The organism is Candidatus Limnocylindria bacterium, from assembly GCA_036523395.1.
Lineage (GTDB): Bacteria > Chloroflexota > Limnocylindria > P2-11E > P2-11E > CF-39.
In genome coordinates, this window is the sequence record DATDEH010000002.1 from 24,372 (window position 1) to 45,016 (window position 20,645).

General features: G+C 68.0%; 21 protein-coding genes. 15 read left to right on the forward strand and 6 right to left on the reverse strand.

Going from position 1 to position 20,645, the window contains the following annotated elements; translation table 11 throughout:
- Nucleotides 1-7: 7 nt before the first annotated feature.
- From VI056_00140 to VI056_00165, 6 genes are read right to left on the reverse strand one after another with little or no spacing between them, the layout of a single operon-like run.
- Complete coding sequence (locus tag VI056_00140) at nt 8-1,288, reverse strand: ABC transporter permease (protein HEY6201424.1); 1,281 nt, start codon at nt 1,286-1,288, stop codon at nt 8-10.
- Nucleotides 1,285-2,076 (reverse strand): ABC transporter ATP-binding protein, encoded by a 792-nt coding sequence (locus tag VI056_00145; protein HEY6201425.1) that lies wholly within the window; start codon nt 2,074-2,076, stop codon nt 1,285-1,287. The genes VI056_00140 and VI056_00145 overlap by 4 nt, the downstream gene beginning before the upstream one ends.
- The gene (locus VI056_00150; protein HEY6201426.1) at nt 2,073-3,998 is read right to left on the reverse strand and encodes an HlyD family efflux transporter periplasmic adaptor subunit; all 1,926 of its coding nucleotides are present in this window, start codon (nt 3,996-3,998) and stop codon (nt 2,073-2,075) included. The genes VI056_00145 and VI056_00150 overlap by 4 nt, the downstream gene beginning before the upstream one ends.
- The gene (locus tag VI056_00155; GenBank protein ID HEY6201427.1) at nt 3,995-4,780 is read right to left on the reverse strand and encodes a hypothetical protein; all 786 of its coding nucleotides are present in this window, start codon (nt 4,778-4,780) and stop codon (nt 3,995-3,997) included. The genes VI056_00150 and VI056_00155 overlap by 4 nt, the downstream gene beginning before the upstream one ends.
- Entirely contained in the window at nt 4,777-5,172 is a 396-nt protein-coding gene (locus tag VI056_00160) for a hypothetical protein (GenBank protein HEY6201428.1), read from the reverse strand. Before VI056_00160 ends, VI056_00155 begins: the two co-directional genes overlap by 4 nt.
- Nucleotides 5,169-5,741, reverse strand: a complete 573-nt coding sequence (locus tag VI056_00165) for a sigma-70 family RNA polymerase sigma factor (protein ID HEY6201429.1) — start codon at nt 5,739-5,741, stop codon at nt 5,169-5,171. The genes VI056_00160 and VI056_00165 overlap by 4 nt, the downstream gene beginning before the upstream one ends.
- Nucleotides 5,742-5,814: 73 nt before the next feature.
- On the opposite strand from VI056_00165, the gene VI056_00170 reads away from it, so the two are divergent.
- From VI056_00170 to VI056_00240, 15 genes are all read left to right on the forward strand, one after another.
- Nucleotides 5,815-6,456: an MBL fold metallo-hydrolase gene (locus VI056_00170; protein HEY6201430.1), complete on the forward strand. Its 642-nt coding sequence runs from the start codon at nt 5,815-5,817 to the stop codon at nt 6,454-6,456.
- 36 nt (nt 6,457-6,492) lie between these two features.
- Nucleotides 6,493-7,734 carry a hypothetical protein gene (locus VI056_00175; protein HEY6201431.1) on the forward strand — a complete coding sequence of 414 codons (1,242 nt, stop codon included), beginning with the start codon at nt 6,493-6,495 and terminating at the stop codon, nt 7,732-7,734.
- Between the two features lie 104 nt (nt 7,735-7,838).
- Entirely contained in the window at nt 7,839-8,150 is a 312-nt protein-coding gene (gene rplU / locus VI056_00180) for a 50S ribosomal protein L21 (protein ID HEY6201432.1), read from the forward strand.
- A gap of 5 nt (nt 8,151-8,155) precedes the next feature.
- Nucleotides 8,156-8,413, forward strand: coding sequence for a 50S ribosomal protein L27 (gene rpmA / locus VI056_00185; protein HEY6201433.1), 258 nt, complete (start codon nt 8,156-8,158; stop codon nt 8,411-8,413).
- Between the two features lie 13 nt (nt 8,414-8,426).
- Nucleotides 8,427-8,672 carry a 50S ribosomal protein L31 gene (rpmE, locus tag VI056_00190; GenBank protein HEY6201434.1) on the forward strand — a complete coding sequence of 82 codons (246 nt, stop codon included), beginning with the start codon at nt 8,427-8,429 and terminating at the stop codon, nt 8,670-8,672.
- Between the two features lie 9 nt (nt 8,673-8,681).
- Nucleotides 8,682-9,293 (forward strand): thymidine kinase, encoded by a 612-nt coding sequence (locus tag VI056_00195; protein ID HEY6201435.1) that lies wholly within the window; start codon nt 8,682-8,684, stop codon nt 9,291-9,293.
- Entirely contained in the window at nt 9,290-10,204 is a 915-nt protein-coding gene (locus VI056_00200) for a DUF1385 domain-containing protein (protein HEY6201436.1), read from the forward strand. The genes VI056_00195 and VI056_00200 overlap by 4 nt, the downstream gene beginning before the upstream one ends.
- Nucleotides 10,201-11,301 (forward strand): peptide chain release factor 1, encoded by a 1,101-nt coding sequence (gene prfA, locus VI056_00205; GenBank protein ID HEY6201437.1) that lies wholly within the window; start codon nt 10,201-10,203, stop codon nt 11,299-11,301. Before VI056_00200 ends, prfA begins: the two co-directional genes overlap by 4 nt.
- 3 nt (nt 11,302-11,304) lie before the next feature.
- Complete coding sequence (locus tag VI056_00210) at nt 11,305-12,660, forward strand: amidohydrolase family protein (protein HEY6201438.1); 1,356 nt, start codon at nt 11,305-11,307, stop codon at nt 12,658-12,660.
- Between the two features lie 11 nt (nt 12,661-12,671).
- Complete coding sequence (locus VI056_00215) at nt 12,672-14,609, forward strand: M3 family metallopeptidase (GenBank protein ID HEY6201439.1); 1,938 nt, start codon at nt 12,672-12,674, stop codon at nt 14,607-14,609.
- 25 nt (nt 14,610-14,634) lie between these two features.
- The gene (locus VI056_00220; protein HEY6201440.1) at nt 14,635-15,102 is read left to right on the forward strand and encodes a DinB family protein; all 468 of its coding nucleotides are present in this window, start codon (nt 14,635-14,637) and stop codon (nt 15,100-15,102) included.
- Between the two features lie 33 nt (nt 15,103-15,135).
- Nucleotides 15,136-16,644 carry a hypothetical protein gene (locus tag VI056_00225; protein ID HEY6201441.1) on the forward strand — a complete coding sequence of 503 codons (1,509 nt, stop codon included), beginning with the start codon at nt 15,136-15,138 and terminating at the stop codon, nt 16,642-16,644.
- Nucleotides 16,645-16,653: 9 nt separating this feature from the next.
- Nucleotides 16,654-17,754 carry a GNAT family N-acetyltransferase gene (locus VI056_00230; protein ID HEY6201442.1) on the forward strand — a complete coding sequence of 367 codons (1,101 nt, stop codon included), beginning with the start codon at nt 16,654-16,656 and terminating at the stop codon, nt 17,752-17,754.
- Nucleotides 17,755-17,848: 94 nt separating this feature from the next.
- Complete coding sequence (locus tag VI056_00235; GenBank protein HEY6201443.1) at nt 17,849-19,264, forward strand: FecR family protein; 1,416 nt, start codon at nt 17,849-17,851, stop codon at nt 19,262-19,264.
- A gap of 34 nt (nt 19,265-19,298) precedes the next feature.
- Nucleotides 19,299-20,642 carry a serine hydrolase domain-containing protein gene (locus tag VI056_00240; GenBank protein ID HEY6201444.1) on the forward strand — a complete coding sequence of 448 codons (1,344 nt, stop codon included), beginning with the start codon at nt 19,299-19,301 and terminating at the stop codon, nt 20,640-20,642.
- The last annotated feature ends 3 nt before the right edge of the window (nt 20,643-20,645 follow it).

Below are 20,645 nucleotides of genomic sequence, written 5' to 3' on the forward strand. Positions count from 1 at the left end.
CTTCCTTCTATTCGTAGCGGAGTGCCTGGATGGGGTGCAGCCGCGCGGCGCGCATCGCTGGGTAGAGCCCGAAGACGACGCCGATCGCGACGGAAACGCCGACGGCGATGATCACGGTGCCGGTCGTGATGACGAGGACGAGCCCGCTGGCCTGCGGTATGAGTGCGACCACGAGCGTGATGGACCAGCCGAGCAGGATGCCGAGGATGCCGCCGATGCCGGTGAGAGCCATCGACTCGATGAGGAACTGGACCATGATGTCCTGCCGGCGCGCACCGACGGCCTTGCGGATCCCGATCTCACGCGTCCGCTCGTTCACGGAGACGAGCATGATGTTCATGATCCCGATGCCGCCGACCAGCAGCGAGATGCCGCCGATCGCGCCGAGCAGGAGGGTGAACGTCCCGGTCACCGCGCCGAGCGCAGCGAGCGTGTCGTTCTGGTTCGTCACGGTGAAGTCGGCGACCGTTGGGTCGCTGATGTTGTGACGCTGCAGCAGCACGTTGGTCACGTCGGCGGTGGTCTCGGTCATCGCGTCGCTCGATGTCGCCTTCACGACGATCGTGTTCACGATGTTGAGGCGGCCGGTCAGCACGCGCTGCGCGGTCGTGATGGGCACCAGGATCTGGTCGTCACGGCTGAAGCCGAACGTGGAGCCCTTCGGCTGCAGCACGCCGACGACCTTGAAGTTCACGATACGGGCGCGCTGCTGGCCCTGGCCCTGTCCGCCGCCGCCGAAGACCTGGCGCAGCTGGAGCGTCTGGCCGACGGCGTCGCCCTCACCGAAGAGATTCGTCGCGGTCACCGAGCCGATCACCGCCATTTGCGCGTTGACCGTGAGATCCGAGCCGCTGAAGAAGTCGCCGCTCTGCAGCGGCCAGTCGCGCACGATCGGGTAGTCCTCGGTGACGCCGTTCACGTTGGTGTTCCAGTTCTGCCCGGCGGCGGTGACCTGCCACCGCCCGGCTCCCTGTTCAGCGTGGATCGCGACGATCGATGAGCCCAGCTGGGCCTGGATCGAGCGCATGTCGTCCAGCGTCAAGTTCTGCGCCTGCGCACCGGCGCCACGCAACCCTTGATCACTCTGATTGGCCGGCGAGACCGTGATGAGGTTCGAGCCGAGCGACAGGATCGTGTTCTGCACCTGCTGCGATGCGCCGTTCCCGACCGCGACCATGGCGATCACCGACGCGACTCCGATGATGACGCCCAGCATCGTCAGCGCGGACCGCAGCTTGTTGACCACGAGCGACTGCAGTGCAGAGCGGAACGAGTCGTAGAGCTTCACTCGTCCCCACCGATGCCGGACACGATCTCGTCCTGGGCCCGCCGCGGCTCGAGGACCGGATCGTCGTGCGAGACGATCCCGTCGCGCATGCGCACGATGCGGCGGCAATGCGCCGCGACATCCGGTTCGTGCGTGACCATGACCACGGTCCTTCCCAGCTCGTTGAGACGCTGGAGGATCGCGAGGATCTCGGCGCTGGAGTGCGAGTCGAGGTTCCCGGTCGGCTCGTCCGCGAGGATCATCGACGGATCGTTGAGGAGCGCGCGCGCGATGGCGACGCGCTGCTGCTGTCCGCCGGAGAGCTCACTCGGGCGATGCTTCACGCGATCGGCGAGGCCGACCTGGTCGAGCGCCGCGAGCGCTCGCGCGCGGCGATCGTGGCGATCGCCTCCGTAAATGAGAGGTAGCTCGACGTTCTCGACGGCGCTCAGGCGCGAGAGCAGGTTGAACGTCTGGAACACGAAGCCCAGATGCTTGTTCCGGATCGCGGCGAGCTTATCGTCCGACAGCTTGCCGACGTTCTCGCCGGCAAGCTCGTAGGTGCCGGCGTCCGGGACGTCGAGGCACCCGAGCACGTTCATGAGCGTCGACTTGCCCGAGCCCGACGGGCCCATGATCGCGACGAACTCGCCGGCGTGGATGTCGAGGTCAACACCCGCCAGGGCGTGGACCTCGATCTCCTTGCCGATGCGGTATGTCTTCGTGATGCCACGCAGGCGCACGACGGGCCGCGAGACGGTCGGAGCGCCGTGACGGTAGGGGACCGCTGCGCGGTCGACGACGGTCAACGGATCACGATCCCGCCCGGACCGCCCGGGCCCTGCTGTCCACCACGGTTCGGCGCCACGGTCGCGCCAGCGCGCGCCTGCGGGAGGATGACGAGGTCGCCTTCCTTGAGGCCGCCGCCGGTGACTTCGGTGACCGTGTCGTTGGCGATGCCGAACGTCGCATCGACGTCGACCGGCTGCCCGTCCCTCAACACCTGAAGATACCGACGTGTCCCCTGGGTCTTGATCGCGAGGTTCGGGACGGTGAGCACGTCCTGGCGGCTGACGAGGATCACGCTCGCGGTGCCGCTCATGCCGGGCTTGATCGATGCGCTCGGAACGTCGATGGTCACGTCGACGCCGTACACCGGAACGCCCTGCTGGATCGTGGCGACCGGGTCGACGCCGGTCACCTTTCCGGTCATGCGCGCCGTCGCGCCGAGCGCGTCGACGGTGATGTTCGCCACGAGACCGAGCTTGAGCTTCGAAACGTCGGACTCACCGACGGTGCCGTGTAGCTGCACGGTGCCGGTGTTCGCGAGCAGGACCACCGGGGTGGTCGTGCTCGTCGAAGCGGGCTCACCGACGGCGCCGTTGATCGCCTGGATCACGCCAGCGCTCGGGGCGCGCAGGATCGCGTAGTCGAGGTTCGTCTGCGCCGTCTGCACCGAGATCTGCGCGGAGTCGACGCTGTTCTGCGCGCTCTGGATGTCCGCGGGTTTCGCCGCGAGCGCGCTCACAGCGCTTTGGACCGTCTGGCTGGTGCGGTCGATGGTCGCCGGCACGTTCTGCATCGCGGTGACGTAGCTGCCGTTGATCGCGTCGGTCAGCGTGTTTGAGGACGTGGTCGCCTGCGTCAGCCTGAGCTTGAGGGTCGAGACCCGCTGCTGCTCGCTGTTCACGAGGGTGTACAGCGACGCGAGGCTGGCGCGCCACTGGTCGAATGGATCGTGCAGCGATCTCGTGGACTGCGTATTGAGGGAAGCCTGCGCGCTCGTCACGCTGGTCTGGATCGTGACGAGGACCGACGACGTCGTGTCCAGCGCGCTGTTCAGACGCGACAGTGCGATGACGTAGTTCGTCTGCGCGGTCTGATAGGTGCCGGCGAGGGTCGTGGTGTCGCTGCCGGCGGCGAGCGCAGCTTCGAAGTCGGCCATCAACGACAACGTGGCGCTTCGCGCGCTCTGATAATCCGAAAGCGCGGGCGAAAGCAGACTCACCGAGTTCGCCTGGGCGTTCTGCAGCGCGGGTGACTTCGCCGACGTGATGGAGTTGAGCGCGTTCCGCAGATCGCCGGTGTCTCCGCCGCCGACGATCTGGCTCATCTGCGCGATCAGCGCATCGATCTGCGATTGGAACGTCCCGAGGCTGGTCTGGAACGCCGCGACATCGCTGATCGATGCGGACGTCAGACTCTGATAGTTCGACTTCGCCGACGCGTAGTTCGACTGGATCTTGGCGAGGGCCGCCTGCGCGTTCGCGACGTCGGTAGCGGCGGACTTGCGAGCGTTGTCGAGGCTGCGGGCTGCGTCCGCATACGACTGGTTCTGCCGCTGCAAGTTGGACTGCGCGCTCGCGAGGCTGTTCTGCGCGTTGGCGAGGGTGTTCTCGAGGTCGGTCGCTTCGATGCGCGCGAGCTCCTGGCCCGCGGTGACCTGCTGCCCGACCGCCACCGAGATCGCCGAGATGCGGCCGTTGCTGCGGAAGTTGAGGCGCGCCTGCCCGGAGGGGTTGACCGAGCCGGAGATCGCGACCGTCTGCGCGATGCTCGCCTTCGTCGCCTCTGCCGTCCGGTACGTGACGGCCGCGGTGCCAGTGTTGCCGCGGAAGATCGTGACCGCGCCGCCGACGAGAACAGCTCCGAGCGCGATCGCGAGGATGCGACCCGGCCACGTCGAGACCATCCCTCTGACGACATTCACATTCATGCTCGCGGTGGTCACGTGGTCACCCCTTCCCTGATGAGACGCGCGGTCACGACCGCGCCGATCGCGTACGCAACGACCGCGGCCAGCGCGATCGCGCCGACCAGCGGGATCTGCCAGAGGACGAACAGGATCGTCGCGCCGGCGAGCACGACGACCGGCGCGGGGAGCTGTGTCTGAAAGCGAGAGAGCGCGCGCGTGCGCAGCAGCGCATCGCCCAGCCGCCACGCGGTGGCGGCGAACCCGACGAGCAGCGCGAGTAACGCGAAGACGCAGATGACCGCGAACGCGGTCATGCCGACCTGCAACGCGGCCGGCGCGCCGAGAGGCGAATCACGGAGCGCGCCCGTCACGAAGTTCAGGTAGACGACCCACGCCAGCGCTGCGGTCGAGATCGCCAGACCGATGACGACGAACCCCGCCGCCAGCACCCGTGCCTGCGACCGCCAGCCGCCAAGCGATGCGCGGTACACCGCGACGACCTGCTCGTTCGCGAGGACGAGCGTCGATGCGGTCAGCAGGAGCGTGAGGAAAAGACCCGCGGCGTCGCGCGCGGTGTCGGAGATGCCGCGCTGCAGCGGGACGATCGCCTGGAGCGGGCCCCCGACGCGCAGCTGCGCATCGACGATGCTGCGCCCTGGCGGAAGGCTGTTCCGCGGGTCGAAGAACACGCGTGGCCGCGCGATGGGCTCGGAACTCGATGCCGGCGATGTCGCGGCGGCCCCGACGAACAGGATCGCGCTGAGGCCGATGGCGACAGCGAGCGTTGCGAGCACGATGACGATGTCGCGCTGCGTCATCGGACCAGCCTGCGGCTGCCCGGCGTGCCCGCCATGAGCGCGTGAGCGGCGAACACGCACCCGACGCCAACGAGCGCCACGGCAAGCACGGTGAGGCCGTCGATGAAGAAGGACGCAGTCGACGTGGTGCTCGACGCCGCCGTGACGATGTTGGTCAGCGCCGCTGCGAAGTCCTCACCGCTCTCGGCGAGCTGGCGCGCAAGATACGCGAGGCTCGGGAGAGCGAGCAGTGCGGCGACGAGCCACTCCCAGCCGACGCGCCGCTCGACGACGCGACGCATCACCGCGTCCCGGAAGCCGAACGGCGGCGCCTGCGGCGGGATCGCCGACAGCACGTACTGGATCTCGCGCTCCTCCGGCTCGAGGTCGGCCGGTCCCTGTAGTTGGTTCATGCCTCTTTCTCCCTCCGCCGCGCCGCGAGGCGCGCCCTCAGCGCGGCGCGCGCCCGATGCAGATGTGTCTTCACGGTCCCGAGCGGGATGCCCAGAGTGTCGGCCACCTCTTGATAGGACAGCTGCTGCATATGACGAAGCGTCAGGGCCGCGCGGTACGCCGGCGGAAGCTCCGCCATCGCCGCGACCACCTCTGATAGCGCCTCGCGCCGGAGCGCCGATGCCTCGGGTCCGGAATCCTCCGGCTCGGCCGACTCGGGCAGCTCGTCGACCACGGTCTGGTGCGCGTGCCACCGCTGGACGTGATTCAGGCTCGCGTTGGTGGCGATGCGGTAGATCCAGGGGCCGAAGGACAGTGCCGGGTCGTATTGATGGAGTGCCTTGTACGCGCGGACGAACGCCTCCTGTGCGCAGTCCGAGGCGGCGTCGGGGTCCCCCGTGATGCGCAGCGCGATGTTGTACACCCGGCCTCCGTAACGTTCGACAAGCGTGGAGAAGGCGTCGGCATCGCCGGCGAGGCACCGCTGGACGACCTCTTGATCGGTGCGCGTCAGCCGGCGGCCTCCGATGGCTTCCGAGGCCCCCTCCTTACGCGGTTACCCGAGGGCCTCTCGGGGTGTTTCGCGTATTGTGGTGCCCCCGATGGACCTGACTTGGTTGGGACACGCTTGCTTCCGCATGCGCGGCCGCGAAGGCATCGTCCTCACCGACCCTCCCGATCCCAAGTCGGGCCACGCCATCCCGCGCACCGAGGCGAACCTGGTGACCATTTCCCATGACCACGCGGGACATTCCAGCCTGAAGTCGGTCGCCGGCGAGCCCGTGGTGCTAAGGGGCCCCGGCGAGTACGAGGTCCGCGAGGTCCTCGTCACGGGCCTCGGCACCTTCCACGACGAGGACAAGGGTGCGACGCGCGGCCCGAACACCGTCTTTGCGATCCGCCTCGAGGAGCTCCTCATCTGCCACCTCGGAGACCTCGGACATCCGCTTGCCTCAGCCGATCTCGAGCGCCTCGGCGATGTCGACATCGTGCTCGTGCCGATCTCGGGCGCCGACACCAACCTCTCCGCGGCGAGAGCCGCCGAGATCGTGCACCACCTCGAGCCAAAGGTCGTCGTCCCGATGTCCTACGACCCGGATGTTCAGAAAAAAGACAGCCCCTTCGAGCGCCTCTTACACGAGCTCGGCGTGAAGGAGCTCACACCCGTCCCGAAGCTTTCGGTCACGCGCGGCTCTCTTCCTGAGAACGTCCAGGTCGTCGCGCTCGACTCGCGCGCGCGGTAGGCCTAGGCTCTCGCGCCAGCAGAGGGAGGGACGATCATGCGCGCACGCCCCGCGGTCTCGCAGGCATTCCAGTTCGGTCTCATCATCTTCACGCTCACGGCTCTTCTTGGGCTCCTCAACGCGTTCCAGATCTCCGGACCGCTCGATCGCGACACGCTGCTGACTCACCTTCATTCGGGGACGCTGGGCTGGATCACGATGGGAGTCATCGGGATCTCGATCTGGATGTTCGCGCGCGACCGCGAGGATCTCGAAGCGCCTGTGATCCTGAGCGCGCTCGCCACGGCGGCGTACGTCATGGCGTTCTGGTCCGGCGTCTTCATCCTCCGCGGCGTGTTCGGCCTCGCCGAGCTCGCAGTCATCTTGTACTGGTGGTGGTTCGTCTACACGCGCGCCCAGGCTCAGGGCGGGATCGGTCGTCTCGAGATCTCGAAGCTCGCCGTCGTGTTCGGCTTGACGATCCTCGTCATCGGATCGACGCTTGGCGTGATCGTCCAGGTCCTTCTGGCCACCGGCAACGCGATCCCGACGAGTGCGGACCTCGTTGGCGGTCACGCCTCGGCACAGATCGGTGGGTACCTCGTGCTCGTCGCTGCCGGGTTCGCCGAATGGCAGCTGACCGGTAGCGCGAAGCGCACGACGCTCGGGCTCGCGCAGGTATATCTCCTCCTCGCGGGCGGCCTGCTCCTATCGGTCAGCGTTCTGCTGACCCCCGCGCTTGGGCCTCAGCTCGCTCAGGCGCTTCCCGGCGTCGCAACTCTGTTCACCCTCGTGGGGACCGTGATCGTCATCGTGCGCGTCGGGCGCGCGGCGCTCGCGGCTCCGTGGATGGCCGCGACCGGAAAGAGACACATCGCCATCGCGGTCGCCTTCCTCCTCATCGGGGTCGTCCTCCAGGCGATCCTCGTGCAGCAGCTCATCGCCGCCCGGGGAGACTTCTCCCAGGTGTCTGCGGGTCTGGTGCATGCGTATGACCACACGATGTTCGTCGGCCTGATGACCAACGCGATCTTCGGCGCGATCCTCATGACCCTCTCCGACCGTCCGCGGGTATGGCCATGGGCGGATCACGTCATCTTCTGGGGTCTCAACATCGGCGTCGCGGCATTTATCGCCGTGCTGCTCGTCGTCGGATCGGGCGAGGGAAAGGGTGCTTTCACACACCCGGTCGCCTTCGTCGCGCCGATCATGGGCCTTTCCGCATTGCTCGCGATCGCTACCTATCTCATGCGCCTGATGGGCGCGCCAAAGGCCGTTCCCGCGCGCGCCCGCGCCTAGTCGACACGGTCCGGACGGTCGGGGTGACCCGGCCGTCCGGTATACTTCTCATACGTCGCGCACGCGCGCGGCGACTTTTTCTGTCCGGGTGGTCCGAGTTTCCGATGTACGCCATCGTCCGCAGCGGCGGTAAGCAGTACCGCGTCGAAGAGGGAGCCCTCGTCAGCGTCGACACCGTCGCCGGTAAGGTCGGTGACACCGTCACGCTCGGCGACATCCTCGTCATCGCGGACGGCGACAACGTCAAGGCCGGCCAGCCGGCGCTCGGCGGCGCGAAGGTGACGGCGGAGATCGTGGCCCACGGCAAGGGCCCGAAGATCCAGGTCCTCCGTTACAAGAACAAGACGCGCCAGCGTCGCGCGCGCGGGCACCGCCAGTCGGAGACGACCATCCGCATCACGAAGATCGAGGCATAAAGGAAATGGCACACAAGAAAGGCGCAGGCTCAACACGCAACGGTCGCGACTCCGCCGGGCAGCGGCTCGGCGTGAAGGAGTTCGCCGGCTCGCAGGTCGAGGCGGGGACCGTCCTCGTGCGCCAGCGCGGCACGCGCCTTCTAGCCGGCGAGAACGTCGGCGTCGGCAAGGACCACACCCTCTTTGCGCTCGTCGCCGGTGAGGTGAAGTACACACCAGCGCGCGACGACCGGCGCAAGGTCAACGTCATCCCCGCGGCATAGAGAGAAGGTTTCCATGAAGGAAAAGATCCACCCCAAGTACATGCAGGCCAAGGTGCAGTGCGCCTGTGGCAACACGTTCATGACCGGATCGACGAAGCCCGAGCTTCACGTCGAGGTCTGCGCGAAGTGCCACCCGTTCTTCACCGGCAAGCAGCACATCCTCGACATCCAGGGTCGCGTCGATCGCTTCAACAAGCGATACGGGACCAAGCAGGCGGAGCAGCCGGCCGCGAAGGCGGAGGCCGCTCCGGGCCGTTAGCTGCCGCCGATAGGATCCTCGACCACCCACGCGGGTCTCGAGGTCATCGTCGGCTCGATGTTCAGCGGAAAGAGCGAGGAGCTCATCCGGCGTATGAAGCGCGCGGTGATCGCGCGCCGTGCCGTGCAGGTCTTCAAGCCCGCCATCGACAGTCGCTTCAACACCGAGCAGGTGCGTTCGCACGACGGCGACTCGTTCGAGGCGCGTCCGGTCTTGGTGGGCGAGGAGATCCTGCAGCTGATATCGCCGGACACGACGGTCGTCGGTATCGACGAGGTGCAGTTCTTCGATCACGCGATCGTCGGCGTGGTGCGCAGGCTGGTGGCGAGCGGCCACCGGGTCATCTGCGCGGGACTCGACCTGGATTTCCGCGGCGAGCCCTTCGGCCCGGTGCCGACGCTGCTCGCGCTCGCGGAGAAGGTCGACAAGCTCGAAGCGATCTGCGTCGTCTGCGGCGAAGCTGCCACGCGGACACAGCGGATCGTCAACGGCGTGCCCGCGTTCTACGACGAGCCGATCATCGTCATCGGCGCGAAAGAGACCTACGAGGCGCGCTGCCGCGGCTGCCACGAAGTGCCGCGCCGCGCCGCCGCGGCGACCGAGGCGGCAAACAGGACGTGAACCCGCCTACTGCCTACGGCGGACAGGCCGTCATCGAGGGCGTCATGATCCGCGGTTGGCGGACGATCGGCCTCGCGTGCCGTCTCCCGAGCGGCGAGATCTACCGGTATCGCGAGCCGCTGCGCTCGCTGCTGCTGCGATCGCGTCTCGCGCGCGCGCCGTTCGTGCGCGGGCTCATCGTCCTCTGGGAATCGCTCTCCTACGGCACGCGCATGCTCATGAAGTCCGCCGACCTCCAGCTGGGAGTGGCCGGTGGAGGGTCGATGAGCGGCGGCAGCAACGCGGTCGTGTTCGCGATCGCGCTCGTGGCCGCCCTGGCGTTCTTCGTCGGCATCCCGTATTTCGCGACCCAGGCGGCGCGTCAGCTCATCGAGTCGTCGCTTGCGCTGAACATCGCCGAGGGACTTCTCCGGATGATCCTGTTCCTCGGCTATCTCTTCGCCATCTCGTTCATGCCCGACATCCGCCGCGTGTTCATGTACCACGGTGCCGAGCACATGACGATCCACGCGTTCGAGCATGGGGACGAGCTCGTGCGTTCCAAGATCGAGCCCTACCCGACGGCGCACCCTCGCTGTGGCACGGCGTTCCTGCTCTTCGTCGTCGTCGTGTCGATCGCACTGTTCGCGTTCCTGCCGCGGACGAACATCTTCGTAGATCTTGTCGCGCGCCTCGCGCTCATCGTGCCGGTCGCCTCGATCTCGTACGAGGTCCTGCGCTTCGGCGCGGCGCACGAGAGTAGTCCGCTGATGCGGCTGTTCGTCGCGCCCGGACTCCTCCTGCAGGGCATCACGACGCGGCGGCCTGACCCGGGGATGATCGACGTCGCGGTCGCCTCGCTACAGGAGGCGCTCGCCGGCGACGCTGATGCGGCGGCGAGGACACCTGCCGCCGCGACGAGTCCGTCGTGAGCGATCCACTCACCCCCGGCCTGCGCCGGCGCCTCGCGAAGGTAGAGGCCCGGTACGACGAGCTCACGAGGCTGATGGCCGATCCCGAGACGACCGGTAGCCACGAGCGCATCCGCGAGGTCGGACAAGAGCTCTCGCAGCTGACGCCCGTGGTCGAAACGGTCCGCGCCCTCCGCGATGCCGAGAAGCGACTGGAAGAGGCACGGCTGCTCGTCGACTCCGACGACGGCGACCTGCGCGACATCGCGCGCGAGGATCTCGCGACCGCGTCGCGCCAGCTCGAGGAGTCGCTCGCGAAGCTCCGCAGCCAGCTCGTGCCACGCGATCCGCTCGACGAGAAGAACGTCATCGTCGAGATCCGCGCCGGTGAGGGCGGGGAAGAGGCCGCGCTGTTCGCGGCCGACCTGTACCGGATGTTCGCGCGCTACGCCGAGCGTCATCGCTGGAAGGTCGAGGTCCTGTCGCAGAGCGATTCCGAGAAGGGCGGCTTCAAGGAGATCATCTTCCGGATCGCGGGCAATGGCGCGTACAGCAAGCTCAAGTTCGAGTCCGGCGTCCACCGCGTACAGCGCGTGCCCGCGACCGAGGCGCAGGGTCGCATCCACACGTCGACCGCGACGGTCGCCGTGCTGCCCGAGGCCGAGGAGATCGACATCCAGATCCCGGAGAGCGATCTCAAGATCGACGTGTACCGGGCCGGTGGGAAGGGCGGGCAGGGCGTGAACACGACGGACTCCGCCGTCCGCATCACGCACATTCCGACCGGCGAGGTCGTGACCTGCCAGGACGAGCGATCCCAGCTGAAGAACAAAGCGAAGGCGATGGCGGTCCTGCGCGCACGGCTCCTCGCGCGCGAGCAGGAGCGACGCGAGCTCGAGACCGGCACAGCGCGCCGCGCGCAGATCGGCCGCGGCGAACGCTCCGAGAAGATGCGCACCTACAACTTCCCGCAGGACCGGCTCACCGACAAGCGGCTCGGCTACAACCTGTCGAACCTCGAGCGGCGTATGGACGGTGACATCGACGACATGATCGATGCGCTGGCTCAGCAGGACGAGGCCGAGCGACTCTCGAGCCTCGAGGAGGATACGGACTAGCAGGTGGATCTCGCGATCCGCGGTGGCACCCTCGTGACCGCGGGTGGCACCGGCCGCGCGGACATCGGTGTCCGGGACGGACGCATCGCCGCGATCGGCGACGTGACGCACGCCGCGCGTGAGCTCGATGCCACGGGCATGCTCGTGCTTCCCGGCTGCGTCGACCTCCACACGCATCTCGCGAGCACGCCGACCTTCACGCCGCTCGATGACTTCGAGCACGGCACGCGCGCCGCGATCGCGGGCGGCGTGACGACGGTGTGCTCGATGGTCTATCAGGAGGGAACGCTGCGAGCGGGGATCGAGCGCGGCCTGCGGGATGCCGAGCGGTCGCTCGCGGACTTCGCGTTCCACGTCGTCGTGACCGATCCGAGCGACGCGGCCATCAGTGAGCTGCCCTCACTTGCGCGCGACGGGTACACCGGGCTCAAGCTGTTCATGGTCACACCACGCTTCGGCGACCGGATCACGGACTACGTCCGGCTCCTGCGCGCCGCTGCCGAAGCTGGGATGCTGACGGCGGTCCACGCCGAGGATCACGAGACGGTCGTGCGGGCCACAACGCTGCTGCACGCGGCCGGCCACGACGGCGTCCGCTACTTCCCCGAGAGCCGTCCCGCCACGGCCGAGGAGGTCGCGATCCGTGCAGCCGCAGAGCTCGCCGCGAAGACCGGCGCCGACATGTACTACGTGCACCTCTCGTCGCGGGTCGCCCTCGCGGCGCTCGCGGAGGCGAAGGCGCGCGGACTCCACGTCTATGGTGAAACGCGACCGCTGTACCTCCACCTCACGCGCGAGCGATTCGAGCGTCCCGACGCCGCGCTCTGGGTGGGGCAGCCACCGCTGCGCGAGCGCGAGGACGTCGACGCCATATGGGACGCGCTCCGCGGTGGGCTGCTCGATACGGTCGGCACCGATCACTACCCACACCGGCGCGCGGCAAAGCTCGCGCCGGGTCTCGCGTTCGATCGCGTCCCGCCGGGCGTCGCGAATCTCGAGACGCTTCTGCCGATGCTCTATTCAGAAGGAGTGCGCCGCGGGCGGCTCACGGTCGAGCGGATGGTCGATGTGCTCGCAACGTCGCCGGCGCGCATCGCCGGACTGCGTGGCAAGGGCGAGATCGCAATCGGTCGCGATGCCGACATCGTGATCTTCGATCCGGAGCGCACGCGCACGATCAAGTCGAGCGAGATGCATTCCAGCTGCGACTACGACCCGTTCGAGGGTTGGGAGGTCACGGGATGGCCGGCGGTCACGCTGCTCCGCGGCGAGGTCGCGTACGCGGAGGGCAAGATCCTCGCGCGGCCCGGTCAGGGACGCCTGGTCGCCCGTGCCCCGTCCCACAGACCGCCCTCCTAGACTCGCGATCGATGACGATCACCGCGCCCGCTCCCGTCAGCGTCGAACGTCTCGAGGCCCGCAGCCGCGAGCGGCTCGCGCGTGCCGAGTCGCTGCTACGACAGCTCGAGAGCACACGCGCGCCGTTCACCAAAGCGTCCGTGATCACTCCGCTCAACGATCTCCATGTCGAGCTGCACAACCTCATGGCGGAATGTGGCATCTACATCGCGATGCATCCCGACCGCCAAGTGCAACAGCTGGCGGAGAAGCTGCAGCGGGAGGGCAACGAGCTCGGTCAGCGGCAGCTGCAAAGCCGTGCAACGTATGACGCGCTCGGCGTGATCGAGCCTTCGTCCTTGGGCCCCGTGGAACGCCGTTTTGTCGAGATCTCGCGCATGGACATGCGGCGGGCCGGCGCCCTGCTCGGACCCGCCGAGCGCGACCGCGCCCGCGCGCTCCGCGCCGAACTCACCAAGCTGGGGCAAGACCACGCGCGCAACATCCGCGACGACACGCGCTACATCGCGCTCGAAGGCCCGCATGAACTCCACGGCCTGCCCGACGATTTCATCGCAACGCATAGGCACGGAGCGGACGGCGTCATCCGCATCAGCACCAATCCGCCAGACCACCAGCCGTTCATGACCTACGCGCACAGCGACCGCGCAAGGAAGGCGCTCCAGACCGCTTATCTCGAGCGCGCGCCTCAGAACGTCGAGGTGCTCGCCGCACTGACGCGGACGCGGCACGAGCTCGCGCGGCTGCTCGGCTATCCGACGTGGGCCCACTACAACCTCGAGGACCGGATGGTGGGGACGCCGGAAGCGCTCGAGCGCTTCTTCGCTGAGCTCGACGACGCCTCGGCGGACGCGGCGAAGGCGGAGCTCCAGGTCCTGCTCGAGGAAAAGCGCATCGACCATCCCGGCGCGACGACGATCGGCGACTGGGAGGGGGCCTATTACTTCAACCGCGTGAAGTCGAAGCGCTTCCACTTTGACGCGCAGGAGGTCCGTCCGTACCTCGAGTACGGCCGCGTCCGGCAGGCGATCCTCGACCTGAACAGCGAGCTCTTCGGCATGACCTTCTCTCCGGTCGTGGACGAGGAGCGCTGGCATCCGACCGTCGAGAGCTTCGACGTCACGATCGACGGCGAGTCCGCCGGCCGCATCTCGCTCGACATGCATCCGCGCGAGGGAAAGAACAAGTGGTTCTTCAACGCGCCGCTGCGGCTCGGCGTGGGTGGCAAGCAGTCCGGCCACGGGGTGCTCTGCTGCAATTTCCCGGACCCAACGACCCTGTCGGGTCCCGCGCTCATGGAGCACGGGCAGGTCGTGACCTACTTCCATGAGTTCGGCCACCTCGTGCACGGCCTCGCGCGCAAGAGCGTCCCGTTCGTCCGCATCTCTCGGACCGAGGGCGACTTCATGGAGGCGCCCTCCACGTTCCTCGAGGACTGGATCTTCGACTTCAAGGTGCTCACGCGGTTCGCGAAGCACGTCGACACCGGCGCTCCGATCCCGGAGGAGCTGGTGCAGCGCCTGCGCGCGGCTCGCAGCTTCGGTCGCGCGAGCCGTACGCGCCAGCTGCTCGCCCGCTCGCGGCTCTCGCTCGCGCTCCACGACGGCAAGCGGCCGGGCGCCGACCCGCGCGTCGTCGAGCGCGAGATCAACGAGCGCTACGGCCTCTTCGAGCGGATCCCCGATACGGCATCGCCGGCGAGCTGGGAGCACATGGACAGCGACGCCTATTCCGCGGCGTACTACACATACCTCTGGTCGCAGACGATCGCTGAAGACATGCACACGGCGTTCGACGGCGATCTCATGAACACCAGCGTCTCGCGCCGCTACCGCGACAAGATCCTCGCGCCGGGCGGCACCAAGCCGGCCGCGGAGCTCGTCCGCGACTTTCTCGGCCGGCCCTACGACCTACGCGCGTTCAAGGCTTGGGTCGCCGGCCGGGACTGACCAGGTCGAGAGAGAGGGTAAGACGATGGAGAAGCTCCGCTTCGATGAGGACAGGGCGTTCACACTCGCCGATGACGCCGCGACGATCGCGCGCATCGTCCGGACCGTGAGCGCCGACCGCCTGCGAGCGGTGAAGTTCGGCGACTGGACCGCGGTCGAGGTCATCGGGCACCTCGCCGACGCGTCCGAGATCTTCGCCGAGCGCGTCCGGCGCTGTGTCGACGAGGAGCGTCCCGCACTGCCTTCGTTCGACCAGGACGCGATCGCGGCCGAGCGCCGCAACGCCGAGCGCGATCCGATGGAGCTTTCGCGTCGCGTCAGCGCCGCGCACGCCCAGATCGTGCGTCTGCTCATGGATGAGCGCGCCCGCTCGCGGCCGGGGATCCACTCCGAATACGGCGAGCTCGACGCCGGCCATTTCGGCGCATACGAGGCGAACCACGCCCACGAGCACGCGACCGAGCTCGCCGCCGCGTTCCCGCCGACGAAATAGCCATTAACTGCTAGGCATGGCGTAATACGTGGCGTGACCTCTCCGCGCGAGGCCGCGCTCGCTCCGCTGTCGCGCGTCGACGCGGAGCGTCTCCTTCCAGAGCTGTCGACGGGTCGCCAGACGCTCGAGCGCCGCGTGCTCCGCGCCAGGTGCCTCAAGTACCTCGAGTCGTTCGATCTCGCCTGGGCCGAGCTGAGCGCGGTGCTACCGCTCGTCAAGGACCCGCTCCTCGAGGCTCGTGTCGCCGTCGACCTGCTCCATCTCTCCTATTACCTGGTGCGCCGTGATGACTCCGTCCGCTTCGCCGCGATGGCGGAGAGGTCGGCGGCCGGCGATCCGCTTCTTCTCGCCGAGCTTCGGCTCGGCTCGTCCATCGTGCACACGGCCTCGAACGAGGTGCGCGACGCGCTCGTCGACGCGCGCCGCGCATCGGACGCGCTCGCGGTCGCACCGCGCGGCCGCTCGCGCGATCTCGTCACGACGCGCGTGCAGCGCCAGCTCGCACATCTGCTCTCGCACAGCGCCGACTACGTCGGCGCGGCCGCCGCGGCCGAGGCGACCGCTCGGAACGCCGCGCGCGTCGGCGATCCCGCCGAGGTCGCGTGGGCGACATACACCGCGGGCTTCGTCGACTGGTTCGCGGGTCGGCTCGATGCCGCCGTTGACGAGTTCACGCGTGCCGAGCTCGGCCTCCGTCAGTACGGCTCGTCGGTATGGCGCCACACGCTGCTCTGTCTCGCGCGCGCGAAGCTGGAGCGCGGCGAGCTAAGCGAGGGCGAGCGACTCGCTCGTCAGAGTGCGACCGGCGCCACCGAAGACCATGGGCACATCGCGCTCCTGCGCGGTGAGGCCGAGGTCGCCGAGCTCATCCTCGGGCGCGCGCCGAAGGGCTTTCCCGAGGACGAGCAGTTCCGGGATTTCGTCCGCGCGATCGTGCGCGGACAGCGCGGCGATCCGAAGACCGCGGTGCGCATGCTCGACGACACGGCGCGCGAGTTCGAGTCGCGCGGCATGGATCACTGGGCGATCGGCGCGGCCGTGCACGCCGCGTACTTCCGCGAGACGGTCGTGCGCGGCGGTGGGACATCGCGCGTCGGACATCTCGTGCGCGAGATCGGCACGCGTGGAGGCGAAGGCTTCGCCTACTACCTGCCCGACGTGGCGGCCTGGTTCGGCCGCGCGGCCGAACGTGACGGGCAGGCATCGTCGCTCGCGCGCACGATCCGCGCCCGCGCCGAAGCCGCGCAGAAACGCGCGAAGACGGACGCTGGTGTTGCGGTCGGGGCTTCGGCGCTCGACGAGGCGACGTTCGGGCTGCGGAGCATGGGGCTCACGTGGCGCGAGATCGGCATCCTCCGCGAGATGGAGCAGCTCTCACGCGAGGGCAGGCGCATGGATCGCGCCGCACTCGCCGCTCGGCTCAAGGTCTCGCCGAACACGCTGCGGGTGCATCTCACGCGCATCCGCGCGAAGCTCGACGTCGCGGACAAGCGCGGCGATGAGGTGCTGCTCACGGCGGCGCTTTCGCAGCGGCCGCGATAGGTGGAGGGCGTGGTGACTTCTTCGGCGAGTTCGCTCTTCACAGCGTTCATGCGTGACGCGCTGGGACCGTCGCTGCGAGATCTCGGCTTCCGCGGATCGGGTCGGCACTACTCGATTCCAAGTGAGACCCATTGGGCGCTGCTCGGCTTCCAGACATCGAAGTGGTCGACCGCGAAGTCGATCGAGTTCACCGTGAACGTGACGGTCATTGGTCGCGATGCCTGGCTGCGCTGGCGCGAACTCGAGCCGTACCACGACGAGCGGCCGTCGGCGAACGTCAGCTACGGGCCTGGTCCGCGCGAGATGGATCCCGCTCTGCGAGCGAGGTACTGGCATCAGCGCCTCGGCATGCTGCTGCCGGAGCATCGCGCCACTGGTGGGAACTTCGGGCAGAAAAGATTCGGCCTCAGTCGCGCGGGACGTCGTGACCGCGATCCGGGATCACGCACTCCCGGAGATTCGGAAGCGGATGTCGAGCTGACGCTCGCCGAGCGACAACTGCGAGCCCGTTACGGTCGTCGCCGCTCCAAGGAACTGCAAATCTATCTTTGGCTATTCTGCGTGGCCATGTTCGGACCCGTGTTGCGCGGTGAGCACGTCACGCTGCGTCCCGCCGACGACAGCGACCCGCCGCGTATGGTCCCGTGGTTCGCCGACATGGAGGTGACGCGTTACCTCGGCCGCCGCATGGCCGTCGCGCTCTACTACGAAGTGGACATCCTGAGGAAGTTCGGCGAGGCCGAGGACACGGTGTTCTGGATGATCGAGGCGGACGGCGAGACGATCGGCGCGACCGGGATCCACGCCATCGACTGGCTGAACGCGCACGGGACGACCGGGATCGTGATCGGCGCGAAAGAGCAGTGGGGCAAGGGGTACGCCACCGAGGCGATGCGCCTTCGCACTCGTTACGCATTCCGCGAGCTGAACCTCCACAAGATCATGACCGAGGTCTTCGTCGCGAACGAGGCGAGCCGGCGCGCGCTCGAGAAGAACGGCTACCGCACCATCGGCACGAGCCGCGATCACTTCTTCACGCGCGGAGCGTGGCACGACATCTGGCTCGGCGAAGTCCTGCGCGAGGACTGGGAGCGTGCGCAGACGGCCTGACACGTCACTGCGACCGGTCATCACAGGGATCGTCTGCTAGCCTTCCGACCGAGCGGGTGACCGGCTCTTGAAGCGCCTGGGATGTCTTCTCATCGTGCTGCTTCTCGTGGGAGCGGGCGTCTACCTCTCCCTGCGCCCCACCTCGAACGCGACCGCCGACAACGCCGCGACCGTCGGTGTGCTCAACATCGCCGTCGACGCCCAGAAGGGCTCGGCCGACTTCGCTCCGGCCCTCGACGGCGACATCGTCACGAGCGGCGACTTCGTTCGCTCGAGCAAGGACGGCCGCGCGGTGCTCACGTTCTTCGACGGCTCGACGCTCAGTGTCGACCCAGGCGCTCTCGTCAAGGTCCTGACCCTCAACCGCCTCCCGAGCGGCGGTATAGAGCTGCTGGTGGAGCAGACGCTGGGACGATCGTGGGCCGCGGTCGCGAAACTGAAGCCCGACTCCAAGTTCGAGATCAAGACGCCATCGTCGATCGCGTCCGTCCGCGGCACCGCGTTCGAGACGAACGTCACGCAGAACGCGGACGGCACGACGTCCGCGACGTACAAGGTCGACGACGGACAGATCCTCGTGACCGCGAACGCCGGCGGGAGCGTCACCGTCGGGCAGGGACAACAGGTCACGATCAACGTCAACCAGCCGGCACCCGCGGCAGCCACGGCGCAGGCGCCGACGATTCGTTTCGTCATCACCCCCTCCGCCGGCATCGAGTTCGCGATCGGCGCGCCGACCGGCGCGACCTGCGGGAACGGGCGTACCAAGCAGGAGGTCTTCGGCTGCTTCGTGAGCGGCGCCACCGCGGCGGTGCGCGAGCCACCCGCGGGTCACTACGCGGTCATGGTCACCAAGACCGCGGCCTCGCCGACCCCGACCCTCCTGGTCGAGGCGTTCCGGGGCGGGACGCGTGAATCTTCTCGTGCCCTACCGGTCAACCAGAACATCGGGGACATCGTGCGCTCCGGATTCACGTACGCGGTCGGAACACCGCTGACGATCTCCGAGTTCGAGCCGGCCGAAGTGGTCACCAGCGTCTGCAGCGCGCTGTCCACGGGACGTGTCTTCGCGACCGGCGCGGTGGAGGACCGATACGCGCAGCTGCGCACCTATGCGCAGACGAACAAGAATCAGCCGGTCGCCTTCGTCGTGGTCGAATCGGACCTGACGGCCGCGGCGAACGCGGGCGCGCCGACCAACGTGCCGGCGACGACGGTGAACGATGTCCGCGCGACGATCGATTCCGCGGGTGTGCATTTCTCCGCGCAGGCGAGCGCATCGATCCTTACGTTGAGCGCCGCGACAGACATCAGCGCGGGGCCCGTCGACGGGAAGCTCGTGATCCGCATCCACAGCCTGACCGCGAGTCCGTTACCGGCCGGCCTCCTCGACCCCATCCGCGCCCTTCTCGAGAGGAGCTTCGACGATTTCTCGAATGGATTCCCGTTCACCGTGCGTCAGGTCTCGATGCGCCAGGGCTGCCTCAGCGTGACGGGCACGACGCCCTAACAGACCGCGCGCGCACGTCCTAGCATCGCGACCGGTGGACCCCACTCTCGACACCCTCGTCCGCGATGCGATGGAGCGGTACCACGTGCCCGGCGTCGCGATCGGCATGCTTCGCGCCGGCGCGGTGGAGGTGGCGGGTTTCGGCGTGACGAGCGTCGAGCATCCGCTGCCGGTCGACGGCGACACGCTCTTCCAGATCGCGTCGGTGACCAAGACGATGACCGCGACGGTGATCATGCGGCTCGTCGAGCGCGGTGCGCTCGACCTCGACGCGCCGGTGCGCCGCTACATCCCGGCGTTCCGACTCCGCGACGCGACCGCGCAGGAGGGCGCGACGGTCCGGCACCTCGTGACCCACACCGGCGGTTGGCTGGGCGATTGCTTCGCCGACTTCGGTAGCGGCGACGACGCCCTCGAGCGATACGTGGCGGCGATGGCCGAGCTCGAGCAGATCACGCCGCTGGGCGAGATATGGCACTACTCGAACTCGAGCTTCACGCTGCTCGGACGGCTGATCGAGGTCGTGACGGGCAAGACCTATGAGGACGCCACGCGCGAGCTGCTCTTCGTACCGCTGGGCATGACAAAGTCGTGCTTCTCGGCGAATGAGGCCATCACCCACCGCGTCGCGGTCGGCCACGTGATCGTCGATGAGAAGCCGACGGTCGCGCGGCCGTGGGCGTTCCCGCGCGCGACCACACCGGTCGGCGGCATCGTCTCGACCGCGAATGACCTGATGCGCTACGCGCGCTTCCACCTCGGCGACGGGACCGCGCCCGACGGCGCGCGCCTCCTATCAAAAGCGTCGGTCGAGCTCATGCGCACGCCGCTCGCCGACGCCGATCTCGATCGCAAGGTCGGCGTCTCATGGTTCGTGCGCACGATCGGTGGCGTTCGTCTTCAGTACCACGGTGGCGTCGCGATCGGGCAGCAGGGTGTGCTGATGCTCGCCCCGGACCGCGGCGAGGCCGTGACGGTGCAGACGAACTCCGCTCGTGGCGGGCTCCTTCACCAGGACGTGACCACGTGGTGGCAGCGCCAGCGGCTCAATCTCAAGGTGCCGGAGCCCGTCTACATCGAGCTCGACCGGACGCGCTACACGGAGTACGCCGACCGATATCTCGCCGAGCTCTCCGACGCCGAGCTCGAGCTCTCGGACACCGGGCTTGTGTACCGCACGTTCTCGCACAACAAGCTCGGCGTGCAGCCGAAGCCACCGGACCCGCCGCCGTCGCGTGTCGCGTTCACGAGCGACGCGCGCTTCACACTGCTCGACGGTCCGCTCAAGGACACCCGTGGCGAATTCCTGCGCGGACCCGACGGTCGCGTGCGATACATGCGCGTCGGCGGACGCGTTTATCGCCGAACACGGACCTAGACG

Excerpts from the sequence above, each read along its gene's own strand:
- VI056_00160 (HEY6201428.1), bottom strand. The coding sequence starts at position 5,172 with ATGAACCAACTACAGGGACCGGCCGACCTCGAGCCGGAGGAGCGCGAG.
- rpmA (HEY6201433.1), top strand. The coding sequence starts at position 8,156 with ATGGCACACAAGAAAGGCGCAGGCTCAACACGCAACGGTCGCGACTCC.
- VI056_00215 (HEY6201439.1), top strand. The coding sequence starts at position 12,672 with ATGACGATCACCGCGCCCGCTCCCGTCAGCGTCGAACGTCTCGAGGCC.
- VI056_00155 (HEY6201427.1), bottom strand. The coding sequence starts at position 4,780 with ATGACGCAGCGCGACATCGTCATCGTGCTCGCAACGCTCGCTGTCGCC.
- VI056_00220 (HEY6201440.1), top strand. The coding sequence starts at position 14,635 with ATGGAGAAGCTCCGCTTCGATGAGGACAGGGCGTTCACACTCGCCGAT.
- rplU (HEY6201432.1), top strand. The coding sequence starts at position 7,839 with ATGTACGCCATCGTCCGCAGCGGCGGTAAGCAGTACCGCGTCGAAGAG.
- rpmE (HEY6201434.1), top strand. The coding sequence starts at position 8,427 with ATGAAGGAAAAGATCCACCCCAAGTACATGCAGGCCAAGGTGCAGTGC.
- VI056_00175 (HEY6201431.1), top strand. The coding sequence starts at position 6,493 with ATGCGCGCACGCCCCGCGGTCTCGCAGGCATTCCAGTTCGGTCTCATC.
- VI056_00170 (HEY6201430.1), top strand. The coding sequence starts at position 5,815 with ATGGACCTGACTTGGTTGGGACACGCTTGCTTCCGCATGCGCGGCCGC.